This window comes from Methylobacterium sp. Leaf102, from assembly GCF_001422425.1.
Classification (GTDB): domain Bacteria; phylum Pseudomonadota; class Alphaproteobacteria; order Rhizobiales; family Beijerinckiaceae; genus Methylobacterium.
The window spans coordinates 163,470-177,610 of sequence record NZ_LMMX01000038.1 but is presented as its reverse complement, the minus strand read 5'-3'; the positions used below and the strand labels follow the sequence as shown (position 1 = coordinate 177,610).

Sequence of the window (14,141 nt, the reverse complement as noted above, 5' to 3'; positions counted from 1 at the left end):
GCTCGGGGGCCGAAACGATGCGAGGCTCCGATGACCGTGCCGCTCTTCCTGCTGTCAGGCCTCCTCGGTCTCGTGGCGGTGATCCTGGCCATTCCCGCCGCCCTGTTCTGCCTGGAGATCGCGGCCGCCCATCGGCCGCGATCTCGGCCTTCGCCCCTGCCTCCCTCGCGGGATCGGCGCTCGCTCGCAGTGGTCGTCCCGGCGCATGACGAGGAGCGGCACCTCGGCGCGACCCTGGACAGCGTCCGGGCACAGCTGCTGCCGGACGATCGGCTCGTCGTCGTGGCCGACAATTGTACCGACCGCACGGCGGAGGTCGCGGCAGCGGCCGGCGCCGAGGTGGTGGTGCGGCAGAACCCGTTCGCGCGCGGCAAGGGCTACGCCATGGATGCGGGAATCCGGCACCTGGAGGCTGCGGCGCCGCACGTGGTGGTGTTCGTCGATGCCGATTGCCATCTCGGCACCGGTGCCCTCGACGCCCTCGCGGGGCAAGCGCTGGCCCACGGGCGTCCCGTCCAGGCGCGCTACCTCTGCCTCGCCCCGCCCGGTGCCCGTCCGGGCCTCAAAGTGGCGGAGTTCGCCTTTTTCGTGAAGAACGCGCTCCGGCCGCGCGGACTCGCCGCCCTGGGCCTGCCCTGCCAGCTCACGGGCAGCGGCATGGCTTTCCCCTGGCCGATCATCGCGCAGGCCCAGCTCGACAGCGGCGAGATCGTCGAGGACCTGAAGCTCGGCCTCGACTGCGCCCTGGCGGGGCACGCCCCGATGCTGTGCGACGCGGCGCTCGTGACGAGCCGGTTTCCGACGGCGCAACCCGCCGTCGCGAGTCAACGCGAGCGTTGGCAGCGGGGGCATCTGGGACAGATCCGCACGGCGCTGCCGCAGCTCATCACCGGTCTGCGCCGCGGCGACCGCGCATGCGTGGCCCAGATGCTCGACGCGATGGTGCCGCCCCTGACGCTGCTGCTTCTGGCCAATGCCGCCCTCGTGGCGATCGCCGCCGCGGCGGCCGTGGCGGGCGCTTCGCCGGTGCCGTTCGCCATCGGTGCGGCGAGTGCGGCGTCCCTTATGGTCGCGATCGTCGCCGGCTGGCGACTGGCGGATGCCGAGGGCCATGGCGGCGGCGGGCCACGTGCGCTCATGGCCTACCTCGCGGGCAACGCCGTCCTCTACCAGCGGCTCCTGGCACGGACGCCGGTCGCCTGGACCAGGACCGATCGCAGTGGAACGCCGTGACCGTCCGGGCCGGCGTCCGCGCCGTCTCGCGGCCGCCGGCCTCGCCGCTCACCTCCTGGCCGTGAGCCATTTCGCTCCGAGCACCGGACCGGCCCGGGCGGACGAGGCGGCCGCTCCGGCGCGAATCTTCATCTCGGGACACAGCCTGACCGACCGGCCGATTCCCGACGATCTCGTACGGATCGCCGCAAGCCTGGGACAGCCGCTCGCCTGGGGCCGGCGCCACGGCTCCGGATCGACGATCCGGCAGCGTGCCTGCCGTGACGTCGCGTTCGTGACCGACGAGGCCTCGGACCCGGACGGGCCAGGCGGGCTCTACGACACCCTCGTGGTGACCGAGCAGCACGACCTCATGGGTGCCTTCCTGTGGAACGACACCATCGGCGCGCTCGGTCGGCTGCACGACTGCGCCTCGGCCGCCAATCCGGGGATCAAGACATGGTTCTACGTTCCGTGGATGTCCCTCGACGACAAGGATGAGCCGAGCGCCTGGATCGCCTACGAGCGCGCGGCGGCTCCGCTCTGGCACTGCCTCGTCGCGGCGGCCAACCGGCGCTCGGTGGCCGCCCGGCGGGGCAACCCCATCGCCATCCTCCCCGCCGCCACCGCCCTCGTCACGCTGATCGAGCGGGCGGCGAACGGGTCCGCGCCTCCGGGATGGCCGGAAAAGGATGCCGGCCGAACCACTGCGCTGCTCATCCAAGACCAAGTTCATCCGACGCGCCTCGGCCACTACGCCCTGGCCCTCGTCACCTATGCGGCGATGACCGGGCGTGCACCGATCGGCGCCTGGGCTCCCGAAGGGATCGACCCACAGACGGCGAGGGCGTTGCAGGACTTCGCCGGTACCGTCGCCGCAACCGCCGCGCGTGAGCCGGAACCCGATCCGGCGGCTTGCGCGGCACGCTTGCGGAGCCAGGCGACGGAGATCTTCTGGCCCTACATGGAGCGCGCGCACTGGCGCCCGCAGGCGGGCCTCCTCGGCGCCCGGGTCGAGCGGCTGAGCAAGGCCCTGCGCTGGCGCTGGAAACTGTGGCGCGCACCCGGCTGGACGCCGTTCGACCCATCCTCCGACGGCACGGGCTGAAGGCAGCCCATCGACGACCGACGCTAACGGGAGGCCGACCGTACGAAAGCCCGGCCGCCTGTCCGGCGGCCGGGCTTTCGACGCCGCATCGGGCGTGGCCGATCAGGCAAGGGCCGCGGCGGGCGCGGATCGGGAGGGGTCGAAGCGGGAGGGCTCGGCCGGGGCCGCCTCGGCATCGGCGAGATGGCGGCGCATCCGGGCGGCGAGCACCCGGACGTTGGGCTCCAGCACCATGCTGTCGTGGTTGCCGGCGACGTGAACGATATCGAGGTCCGGCACGTAGGGCGCCCAGCCGTTGTCCTCCAGGATGAGGGAGCGGTTCACATCCAATCGGCGTCCTCCCGAGAGGCGGTGGGCGACCTGGACCTCCGGCCGGTAGAGGACGACCCGTCCGGAATACGGCTCCAGCACGAGCCGATCGAGGGCACGACGGAAGGCGGCCTCGATGGCGCCGTCGTGGAACTGCTCGGTCCCGAGTGTTTCGGGCGCCTGCATCCGTTCGCGCAGGCGCATCGCCTCCCAGCGGGCGCGCCGCTTGATCCAAGCGCCGAGGAAGCTCCCCCCCTGCGACCGGAATTCCTGCACCTTCATCGCGAGGCGGTCGGAGAGGGAGAGCGTCACCTGCTGGGGAACCGGCGTATCGAGGAGCAGGACGACCGGCACCGCCTCGCCTTCCTCCGCCAAGCGCCGGGCCATCGCCAGGGCCGCGAGGCCGCCGCCGGAGAAGCCGCCGAGCAGATAGGGCCCCCGCGGCTGGACCGCGCGGATCTCCGCGCAATAGTCCCGTGCCATGTCCTCGAAGGTCTCGTGGGGAGCGTGCTCGCCGTAGAGCCCGCGGGCCTGCAGGCCGTAGACCGGCCGCTCGCTCCCGAGCTGGAGCGCGAGGTGGCGCAGGTTGAGCACGTTGCCGAACATGCCGGCACAGAGGAAGAACGGCGTGCGCGCATCGTCCGCCCGCACCCGCATCGGCACGACGTGCAGCCGTCTGGGCGCCGCCTCCGCCGGGGCCGGAACCGCGTCGCCCGTCCCGGAAAGTGCCGCCGCCTCGGGCCGGTCTCCGAGCAGGGCCGCGAAGGCCGCGATCGTCGGCGCCTCGAACAGAACCGAGATCGGCAGATCGGTGGCGAAGCGCGCGCGGATCTTGCGCAGGAGGCGCACGGCGATCAGGGAATGACCACCGACGTCGAAGAAGTTGTCCTCGATGCCGACCCGGCCGATGCCGAGGAGTTCCGTCCAGAAGCCGGCGAGCACCCGCTCGGTCTCGGAGCGGGGCGCCACGTAGGCGGCTTCGTTCCCGGACCGTTCGAAGAGTTCGGTCCGGGCGGCGGCCTCGGCGGGCGGCGCGGCGGCGCGGGCGCGCAGGGCCTCGAGATCCATCGAGCTGACGATGACCTGCGGCCGTCCGGCCCCGATCGCCCGGAACAGCGCCTCGACGCCCTCCTCGGGGCGGATGCCCTGGCGGACCATCGCGGCGAGGGCCTGCACCGCCGGCGACGACGCCTGCGATGGATCGGCGCGCGGGGCCGCGAACTCGATGCCGGCATCGGACGCGCCCAGGGTGACGCCGCCGTCGAGGCGCTTCACGGTGAAGCCCTCGATCTCCAGCACGGGTTCGCCCGCCGCATCGGTGATCACCACGTCGAAGCTCGCGAAGCCCTCGCCGCCCTCGGCGACGCCGAGCCGGATCCGGCTCGTCACCTCGGCGGGCATCGAGGCATGCACCCGTACGTGTCCGTAGGAGACGGGCACCCAGAGGGCCGCGCCCGCATCGTAGGCCGGCACGAGGGCCATGGCGCAGCCGGTGGCGATGTCGGTGAGCGCCGGATGCAGGCGGTAGCCCGTGTCGAGATCGGCCCGGAAGGCCGGATCGAGGGCGAGGCGCGCCGTCGCGGTACCGTCCGCGATGGCAAGGTCGCGCAGGACACGCCAGCGCGGCCCGAAGCGCAGATGCGCCTCCTGTACGGAGGGAATGGCCGACGGCAACGTCCCGGTGGCCTGTGGCGCATCTCCGCGCGGGGATGCGGCAGGGAGCAGACGGATCCGGGCGCGCGCGTGGCGGCGAAACCCCGTCCGGGCGCCCGCCGACACGAGGCTGCGCACGTCGAGGCGGAAACCGTCCTGGTCGGGCTCCAGGCGCACCTGAACCCGGCAGGCTTCACCGTCCGGCACGTGCAGCGGGCGGAGGAAGATCAGATCCTCGAGGGCGAACCCGCCCTCGATGCCGTGCTCGCGCAGGGCCTGGGCGGCGATTTCCAGATAGCCGGTCCCGGGCCAGATCGCCTCGCCCGTGGCCATCCGGTGCTCGTCGAGAATCCAATGGTCCGTCGCGCTCCAGTGCCCTTCCAGACAAGTGCCGCCGGCCCCGTCCTCGGCCCAGGTCGTGAACAGCGGACCGCGCGGTGCCGGCCGCACCGGCGGCGTCCGCGCGGGCGCGACGGAGCGGGCGGCGAGGCCGATCTGGTTCCAGATGCCCCAGTGGATCGCCACCGTCCGGCAGGTGCCGTGCCCGGCGGCCGCCTCCGCGAAGGCGTTGAGGTAGGCGTTGGCCGCCACGTAATCGACCTGACCGGCCGGCGCGGTGTCGGCGCTGGTGGAGGAGAACAGCACGAACAGATCGAGGGGGTCGTCGCGCAGCAGGGCGTGCAGATTCTGCGTGCCCTGAATCTTCGGGGCGAACACCGCCTCGATGTCGGCCTCGGACTTCATGGCGACGAGGCCGTCCCGCACCAGGCCGGCTGTATGGATCACGCCGTTGATCGGCCCGAACCTGGCGTGGGCCCGCGCGATGATCGCGTGCAGTTCCTCCGGATTGCTGACGTCGGCGCACCCGTAGAGCACCTCCGCCCCAAGGGCTTCCAGCTGGCGGATCCGCGCGATCGAGCGGCCGGTCCGCCCCTCGATGCCATGGACCCGCAGGAGATCGTCCCACAGGTCGCGCTCGGGCAGGATCGAGCGTCCGACCAGCACGAGGCGCGCCCGGTACTGCCGCGCCAGCGCCTCGCAGATCGTGCCCGCGATGTCGCCGAGGCCGCCGGTGACGAGGTAGACGCCACCCTCGCGCAGACGCGCGCGGCCCGCCTCCGCCGCGTCGAGGGCGAGGGGGGCGAAACCTTGCGTCCAGCGCCGCGCACGCTGGTAGGCCACCGTCTCGGTGCCGGGCTCGGCGGTGAGATCGTCCCACAGCCGTTCGAGGTCGCCGCCTTCCGGCGCTGCGGGGCGGGGCCGCCGGCCGAGGCGTGCCGGAGCGGCGGGTTCGGGCCAATCCATGTCGATGGTGCGGATGGTGACGCCCGCCATCTCCTTCGGAATGACCAGGGCGGGCCCGAGCACCGTCGCCTTGTCCGGATGGGCGGGCACACGACCGCCGACGGCCTGCATGCCGTTCGTCACCACGGTGACGTGGACCGGCGCGGCCTCGCCCAACGCCTGCATCAGCCCGACGAGGCAGGAGAAGCCGCGTTCCAGGGTGTGGTGGAAGGCGCTCGACCCGGGCCGGACCCGCTCTTCCCGGGTCAGCAGCCACAGGTGGAGGATCCGGTCGGGCCGGCGTCCATCCGCGTCGAGGGCCTGGACCAGGGCTTCGTAGGCGGGCCGGCCCTCTTCGGCGCAGAGTGCGTAAGAGTCGAGGCCACGGCGGCCGAACTGATCGCCCGGCACCACCTCGGTGACCCTATGGCCGGCGGTGCGCAGGCGGGCGATGAGATCCGGGCCGACGCCCTCCCCATCGTGGAACACCAGCCACGTGCGGGGCAGGGGATCGCACTGTGCCTCCAGGGGCGCCGCCGACTGGCGCCAGACCGGTCGGTAGCCCCATTCGGCGATATCGGGCCGGCGCGTCGGCACCGCCTCGGCCGGGTCGGACGCACGCCGTGCCACGGCATCGAGGAAGTAGCGCTTGTGCTGGAACGGGTAGGTCGGCAGCGCGACGCGCCGGCAACCGCGCCCGGCCCACAGCCGGCCCGGATCGAGCGTCAGGCCCGTCGCCCACGCCCGGCCGAACGCGGCGAGGAACGACAGGCGGACATCCGTCGCCTCGTCGGGATGCGGCAGCGTGTTGAGGATGGCATCGGCCGGGATCGTCCCCTGTGCTTTCACGAGGGACGACAGGGCGCGACCGGGGCCGACCTCGACGTAGACGCGTGCCCGGTCGGCGGCGAGGAGCGCGAGCCCGTCGGCGAAGCGCACCGTCCCGCGCAGGTGCGAGACCCAGTAGTGCGGATCGCGGGCCTGGGCATCGGTGAGCCATGTTCCGGTGAGGTTCGAGACCACCGGGATCATGGGCGTGCGCAGGTCCAGCGTGCGCAGGTAGGCTTCGAAGCGCGGCAGGATCGGGTCGAGCATCCGCGAATGCGCGGCGATGGCGATGGCGACGGGGGCCGCCTCGACGCCCTCGGCGGCGAGCGCCGCGGCGAACGCCGCGAGCGCGGCCTCGGGCCCCGAGACGACGCACAGCCCCGGCCCGTTCACGGAGGCGAGGTCGAGGTCCGCCGGCAGCCGGGTGCGCAAGAGGCTGGCGTCGAGGGCGACGCTGAGCATGCCGCCGCCCGTCACCGTATCGAACAATTCGCCGCGCAGGCGCACGAGACCGACCGCCTCGCGGAAGGTCATGACCCCGGCGACGCAGGCGGCGGCGTTCTCGCCCATGGAATGGCCGATCAGCGCCGCGGGCGTGAGGCCCCGGCTCGACCAGAGCCGGGCGAGGGCGACCTCGCAGATCAGGATCGCCGGAAGCTGGCGGGAGGGGCGCAGCAGCCACGCGGCGGCCTCCGCCCCGTGCGACGACGCGCCGAGCCAATGCGCTCGGATTTCGGAAGCGACCGCCGGCGGCAGGTAGCCGAGGCCCTCGTCGACGGCGGCACGGAAGACCGGCTCGCCGTCGTAGAGGCCGCGCGCCATGCCGGGGTGCTGCGCACCCCCGCCCGGAAACAGGAACACGGCGCCGGACGCCTCCGGCACCACCGTATGGGTGTGGCTGCGGCGGCTGTTCCCACCGGTCAGGAGCGCGATCGCCTCGGCCCGGTCGGCGACCGCCAGGACCCGGCGGTGCTCGAAGTGCCGGCGGCCCGAGAACAGCGTGTAGGCCGCGTCTCTGAGCAACAGTTCGGGCCGGCGTTCGAGCTCGGCCGCGAGGTCGCGGCCCGCCGCGTCGAGGGCAGCGCGGTTCCGGGCCGAGAGCAGGATCAGCTCCGGGCCGCCGGACCCGGCGGGTGACGCGGCGATCTTGGGAGGGGCTTCGAGGATCGCATGGGCGTTGGTGCCGCCGACGCCCAGGGCGTTCACGGCGGCCCGGCGCGGCCCCGTGATCCGCGGCCAGGGCGTCAACCGGTCGGCGACCGCGAACGGGCTGCCGGCGAAATCGATGGACGGGTTCGGCCGCTCGAAGCCGAGGCTCGCGGGGATCTCCCCGTGCTGCAGGGCGAGCAGGGCCTTGATCAGGCCGACGACACCCGCCGCCGTGTCGAGATGCCCGATATTGGTCTTGACCGAGCCGACGCGGCAGAAGCCGCTGCGCCCGGTGCTCTGGCGGAATGCCTGGGTGAGCGCCGCGATCTCGATGGGATCGCCCAAGTAGGTACCGGTGCCGTGGCACTCGACGTACTGGATCGCGTCGGCGCCGATCCCGGCGAGGCCCTGCGCCTCGACGATGGCGCGGGCCTGCCCGTCGATGCTGGGGGCGAGGTAGCCGGCTTTCTCGGCACCGTCGTTGTTGATCGCCGTCGCCTTGATGATGCCTTGGATCGGGTCCCCGTCGCGCAGGGCGTCGGCGAGCCGGCGCAGCACCACGACGCCGACGCCGGAGCCGAAGACGGTGCCGGCGGCCCGATGATCGAAGGCGCGACAGACACCGTCCGGAGCGAGGATCTCGCCGTCCTGATGGAGGTAGCCGCGCCGGTGCGGCAGCTCGATGGTGACGCCGCCGGCGAGCGCCATGTCGCATTCGCGGGCGAGCAGGCTCTGGCACGCGGCGTGGACCGCGACGAGAGAGGTCGAGCAGGCCGTCTGCACGCTCACGCTCGGCCCCTTCAGGTCGAACAGGAACGAGGCGCGCGTGGTGAGGAAGTCCTTGTCGTTGCCGGTGTGCCGCAGCAGGAACAGGCCGGTCTGCTCGACCAGATCGCGATGGCTGAGGACGTTGTCGTAGAAGTAGCTGCCCATGCCGCAGCCGGCGAAGGCGCCGACCGGCCCGGCCTCGCACTCCGGCGGTCGGGCGGCGCTCTCCATCGCCTCCCAGGCACATTCGAGGAAGTGGCGGTGCTGGGGGTCCATCACGGCGGCGTCCTTCGGGCTCATCCCGAAGAAGTCGGCGTCGAACATCTCCATGTCGGGCAAGTCGGCGGAGACCGGCACATAGTTCGGCAGGCTATAGCGGGCGGGCGATTCGCCGGCGGCGTCGAGCTCCTCCGTCGAGAGCCGGCGGATCGAGGAGACGCCGCCGCGCAGGTTCTCCCAGAATTCCCGCGTGTTGCGGGCCCCCGGGACCCGCAGCGCCATACCGATGACGGCGATGTCGGTCTCCGAGCTGTCGACGTCGTGGATTTCGGCTTCCGGTGCCTGCTGCGTGAACGCGGACATGGGACGTACGGGCTCCCTTGCGACGTGACCCTGGTTCCGGCTCCTCCTCGCGGCGGGGCACCGGGCATGGACCTCACGCTAGCGAGGCCGGCCCCATGGGCGGTCCGGCCAAAAAGGCGGCCTGCCCGTTCCCCATGCGGTGAATCCCCCTGTCCACAAGGCGTAGGCGTCGCCCGATTGAAGGCGTGGAGCCTCGCTCGGCCCCCGACCTAGACCGGAGGCGGCCCGGCTCGAAAAAGGCCCCGGACACGGGCCGCAGCCGTTTGGGCCAGCGCATTCCGAACCGAGGTGACGTGCGATGAGGGCTCCCTCCGAAATCCGGCTCGTTCTCATGGGCGACCAGTCGCTGCTCGTGCAGTGCGGCGCGATCGCGCTCCACCGCGGGTACCGCGTGATGGCGGTGGTCACGGGGAGCGATGCGGTCGCGCGCTGGGCCGAGGGCGTCGGGTTGAGCGTCGTCGGCGCCGAGGGCGAGGTCGCGGCCTCGCTGGCCGAGTTCGACTACGACTGGTTCCTCTCCATCGCGAACCTGCGCATCGTGCCCCGCAGCGTCTGGGGCAGAGCCCTGGAGGGAGCGGCGAACTTCCACGACGGTCCGCTACCGCGCTACGCCGGCGTCAACACACCGGCCTGGGCGATCCTGAACGGCGAGACGGCGCACGCGATCACTTGGCACGCCATGACCGACACGATCGATGCGGGCGGTATCTACGTCGCGCGCCACTTCGACATCGCCCCGGACGAGACCGGTTTCACCCTCAACAGCCGCTGCTTCGAGGCCGGGATCGAAGCTTTCGGCGAATTGCTCGACGGGATCGAGGCGGGCGGGCTCGTACCCCGGCCGCAGGATGCGGGCGCCCTCACGATGTACCGCCGGCATCGGCGCCCGGCCGCCGCCGGTCTGCTCCGGTTCGACCGGTCCGGAGCCGATCTCGCCAGGTTCGCCCGCGCCCTCGATTTCGGGCCCGGATACGCCAATCCCCTGGTTACTCCGAAGATCCGCATCGGCGCGGACGCCTACGCGGTCGCCTCCGTGGCGCCCACCGGCGCATTGACGCTGTCCCCCCCCGGGACGGTGCTGGGCGTCGATTCGGACGGGCTCACGGTGGCGGCCCTGGACCAGGCCATTCGGATCGAGGGTTTGACCGATGGGGACGGCGCACCCGTGAATCCAGACACACGGTGTGCCGTCGGCGATACCCTGGCGGTGCCGGATGCCGACGAACTCGAACGCCTCGCCGCCATGACCGAAGCGGCGGCCCGCAACGAGGCCTGGACGCGGGCACGCCTCGCCGGTCTGGCACCGCTGGCACTGCCGGAGATCCGGCCCCCGGGGACGGGAGCGGCGGTCATGCGGAGCCTGCCGCTCGCGCTGCCGCCGGAGCTGTCGGGCGTCCGCGCCATCGCGGCGCTCGCCGCCTATCTCGCCCGCGTCTCCGGGGAGCCCCGCTTCGACGTCGCCTACGCGGACGCGACGGTGGGGGCGGCCGGGCGCACCGATCCGGGGCTGTTCGCCGCCGTCCAGCCGATGCGGATCGAGGCCGAGGGCGTGTCCGGGGTGGCCCTGGAACGCGCGGTCGCGGCCGAGATCGCCTCCCTGCGGGCGCATGCCACCGCTTTCGCCGACCTGCCACGGCGTACCCCGGGGCTCTCCCCCTCGCGCTACGGGATCGGCCTCGTCGAGGCCACAGCCCCCGCGCCGGAGCACGCGCTCCCGGATTGTCCGCTCACCCTGGTGGCGGGCACGGGGGAGGCCTTGATCGTCTACGATGCCGGTCGCCTGCCGGCGGCGGAGGCCGAGGCCCTGGCCGAGCGTCTCGAGACATTGGCGGCCGCCTACGCGGCCGAACCCGATCGTCCGGTGGAGGACCTTCCGCTGATCTCGGAGGCGTTGCGCGAGCGGATGCTGTTCGACTGGAACAGCACCGGGACGGCGTACGACGAGACCGCCTGTCTCCACACGCTGATCGAGCGCCAGGTCGATCGCACGCCCGATGCCACCGCCCTCGTGTGCGGTACGCAGACCTTGCGCTACCGCGACCTCGACGCGCGCGCCAACCGGGTCGCCCACGCGCTTCGGGCCCACGGCGTCGGACCGGACCAGCCCGTCGGGCTCTACGTCGCCCGGGGGCTCGACCTCGTGGTCGGGGCGCTGGCGATCCAGAAGGCCGGCGGCGCCTACGTGCCCCTCGACCCCGACTACCCGCGCGAGCGCCTCGCCCTGATGATCGCGGATAGCGGCCTGTCCGTCGTCCTCACACAGGAGGCCCTCGCCGGTCTGGTGCCGGGCACGCCCGGGACGGTTCTGTCCATCGAGGACGCCGACGCGACGGATCTCCCGGAAACTCGCCCCGAATCCGGCGTCACGGCGGCGCACGCCGCCTATGTCATCTACACCTCGGGTTCGACGGGGCGTCCGAAGGGCGTGGTGATCGAGCATCGCAACGTCGCGAATTTCTTTACCGGCATGGATGCGCGGATCGCACACGACGAGGCTGAGCCGACTTGGCTCGCTGTGACGAGCCTGTCCTTCGACATCTCGGTGCTGGAATTGTTCTGGACCCTCGCGCGCGGCTTCAAGGTCGTCGTCGCCGCGGCCCCGACCGGTGCGGCACGGGCGCGAACTGCCGGTCCGATGGCCTTCAGCCTGTTCCACTGGGGCCAATCGGACCGGTCCGACGCGCAGATGTATCATCTGCTCCTGGAGAGCGCGCGCTTTGCCGACGCCCACGGCTTCACGGCGGTCTGGACCCCCGAGCGCCACTTCCACGATTTCGGTGCGCCCTACCCGAACCCGGCGGTGACCGGTGCGGCGGTGGCGGCGGTGACGCGGCGGGTCGAGATCCGGGGCGGCAGCTGCGTCCTGCCCCTGCATCATCCGGCCCGCGTCGCCGAGGAATGGGCGGTGGTGGACAACCTCAGCGGGGGACGTGCCGGCATCGCCTTCGCGTCCGGCTGGATGCCCGAGGATTTCGTGCTGCGGCCCGAGAATGCGCCGCCGCGCAACAAGGAGGCCCTCCTGCGCGATGTCGAGACCGTGCGGCGCCTGTGGCGCGGCGAGGCCGTGCCGTTCGAGGCGCCCGGCGGAGGAACGGTCGACGTGGTGACGCAGCCGCGCCCGGTCCGGAGAGAATTGCCGGTCTGGATCACCACCGCCGGCAACCCCGAGAGCTTTCGCGAGGCCGGACGCCTCGGCGCCAACCTGCTGACCCATCTGCTCGGGCAGTCCATCGACGAACTGGCCGAGAAGATCGCCCTCTATCGCGGCGCCCTGGTCGAGGCCGGCCACGACCCGGCCGCCCACACCGTCACGCTGATGCTCCACACGTTCCTCGGTGAGGACCGGGACGCCGTGCGGGCGCTGACGCGGGAACCGATGCGGGACTACCTGCGCAGTGCCGCGGCCCTCATCAAGCAGTACGCCTGGGCATTCCCGGCCTTCAAACGCCCGACCGGCATCACCCAGCCGATGGCCATAGACCTGCGGGCCGTCGCCCCGGAGGAGATGGACGCGATCCTCGATTTCGCCTTCGAACGCTACTTCGAGGACAGCGGCCTGTTCGGAACCGAGGCCGACGCCCTGGCGCGGGTGGCGCAGATCAAGGACGTCGGCGTCGACGAGATCGCCTGCCTCATCGATTTCGGCCTCCCGACCGCGACCGTGCTCGACGGCCTCCGCCCGCTCGCCGCCGTGGTGGCCGCCTGCAACGTCCCTTCCACGGCAACGAGCGAGCCCGAAGGGCTCGGCACACAGATCCGGCGGAACCGGGTCACGCACCTGCAATGCACGCCGTCCATGGCCGGCATGATGCTGATGGCGCCCGAGGACCGGGCGGCGCTGGCGGGCTTGTCCCACCTCTACGTCGGCGGCGAGGTGCTGTCCGGGGATCTGCTCGCCGATCTGCGGGCGGCGGGCATTGCCGAGATCACCAACATGTACGGCCCGACCGAGACGACGATCTGGTCCGCGACGCAGGAGGCCGTGGCCTGCGCCGGGACGGTGCCCCTCGGCCGCCCCATCGCCAACACGCGGCTCTACGTCCTCGACGCGCGGATGCGGCCCATGCCACCCCGCTGCCCGGGCGAACTCTACATCGGGGGCGCCGGGGTCGCGCGGGGCTACCTCGATCGCCCGGACCTCACGGCCGAGCGCTTCCTCGACGATCCCTTCGTGTCGGGCGGACGGCTCTACCGGACCGGCGATCTGGCGCAGTTCGAGGCGGACGGCACCCTGCATTTCCTCGGACGCCTCGACCATCAGGTGAAGCTGCGCGGCCACCGGATCGAACTCGGGGAGATCGAGGCGGCCCTGCGGGCCTGTCCGGGGGTGCGTGAGGCGGTTGTCACCGTGCGGGAGGACAGGCCGGGCGATCAGCGCCTCGTCGGCTACCTCGTCCCGGACGGGCCGGCCCCGGCGGCGGAGACGTTGCACACAGCGCTTGGCCGCACCCTGCCGGAGATCATGGTCCCGACCCATTTCGTCGCCCTCGACCGCCTTCCGCTGACGCCCAACGCCAAGATCGACCGCAAGGCGCTGCCGACGCCCGTCGCGGCGATGGTGGCGCCCGCGGTCGCGGAGGCCGGCGAGCCGGGCAACGCCCTCGAAGTCGCGATCGCCGAGATCTTCCGCCGGGTGCTCGGCCTGGAGCGGGTCGGTCCGGGCGACAGCTTCTTCGCCCTGGGCGGTCACTCGCTCCTCGCGGTTCAGGCCCATCGCGACCTGAAGGCCGGCCTCGCGCCCCGTCTCGCCATCACCGACCTGTTCCGCTTCCCCACGGCACGGGCGCTGGCTCGCCACCTCGCCGACGGCGCCGCCGCCGGAGCGGCGCTGGCGAGCGTCTCCGACCGTGCCGCCCAGCGGCGCAACGCGCTCCGGGCCCGCGCGGGTTCGGTGCGCGATACGGCATCCGGCTGAAGCGGCCGGACGCCGTATCGCCGAACCGGCGGAGCGTCCCAAATCACCGGGGCGTCTCAGGTCGGCGGCGTTCCCGAGCGAAGGGGGCACGCCGGGTTCCGACGACACCCGCGATGCCCATCGACGGCACGCGGACCGGCCATCACGGGGCCGGCTTCACGGCGAGCGATTCGCCGGGGGCCGGCCCTACGCCGTCCCGGAGATCCCGGCTGGAAGTCACCGTGCGACCGCCCCGCGCCGGGCCCTCAGTCCAAGGGGGTAGTCCCGGCCCCATTGGACGGATCCCTGTCCCACGGGTGATCCGTCCTTTGCGCTCCGATCCTCGAATGGCCG

4 protein-coding genes are annotated in these 14,141 nt (G+C 72.5%); 3 read left to right on the top strand and 1 reads right to left on the bottom strand.

Annotated features, from left to right (window positions below; genetic code table 11):
- Positions 1 to 30 precede the first annotated feature (30 nt).
- Together ASF27_RS18705 and ASF27_RS18700 are read left to right on the top strand one after the other, a co-directional pair.
- Positions 31 to 1,233 (top strand): glycosyltransferase family 2 protein, encoded by a 1,203-nt coding sequence (locus tag ASF27_RS18705; RefSeq protein ID WP_056362399.1) that lies wholly within the window; start codon positions 31 to 33, stop codon positions 1,231 to 1,233.
- Positions 1,220 to 2,320, top strand: a complete 1,101-nt coding sequence (locus tag ASF27_RS18700) for a hypothetical protein (RefSeq protein ID WP_056362396.1) — start codon at positions 1,220 to 1,222, stop codon at positions 2,318 to 2,320. The genes ASF27_RS18705 and ASF27_RS18700 overlap by 14 nt, the downstream gene beginning before the upstream one ends.
- 102 nt (positions 2,321 to 2,422) lie before the next feature.
- Here the strand turns inward: ASF27_RS18700 and ASF27_RS18695 are convergent, their stop codons facing one another.
- On the bottom strand, positions 2,423 to 8,893 hold the full coding sequence (locus ASF27_RS18695; protein ID WP_056362392.1) for a type I polyketide synthase: 6,471 nt from the start codon (positions 8,891 to 8,893) through the stop codon (positions 2,423 to 2,425).
- A 298-nt stretch (positions 8,894 to 9,191) separates the two neighbouring features.
- On the opposite strand from ASF27_RS18695, the gene ASF27_RS18690 reads away from it, so the two are divergent.
- Entirely contained in the window at positions 9,192 to 13,808 is a 4,617-nt protein-coding gene (locus ASF27_RS18690) for a MupA/Atu3671 family FMN-dependent luciferase-like monooxygenase (protein WP_082479333.1), read from the top strand.
- Positions 13,809 to 14,141: the final 333 nt, after the last annotated feature.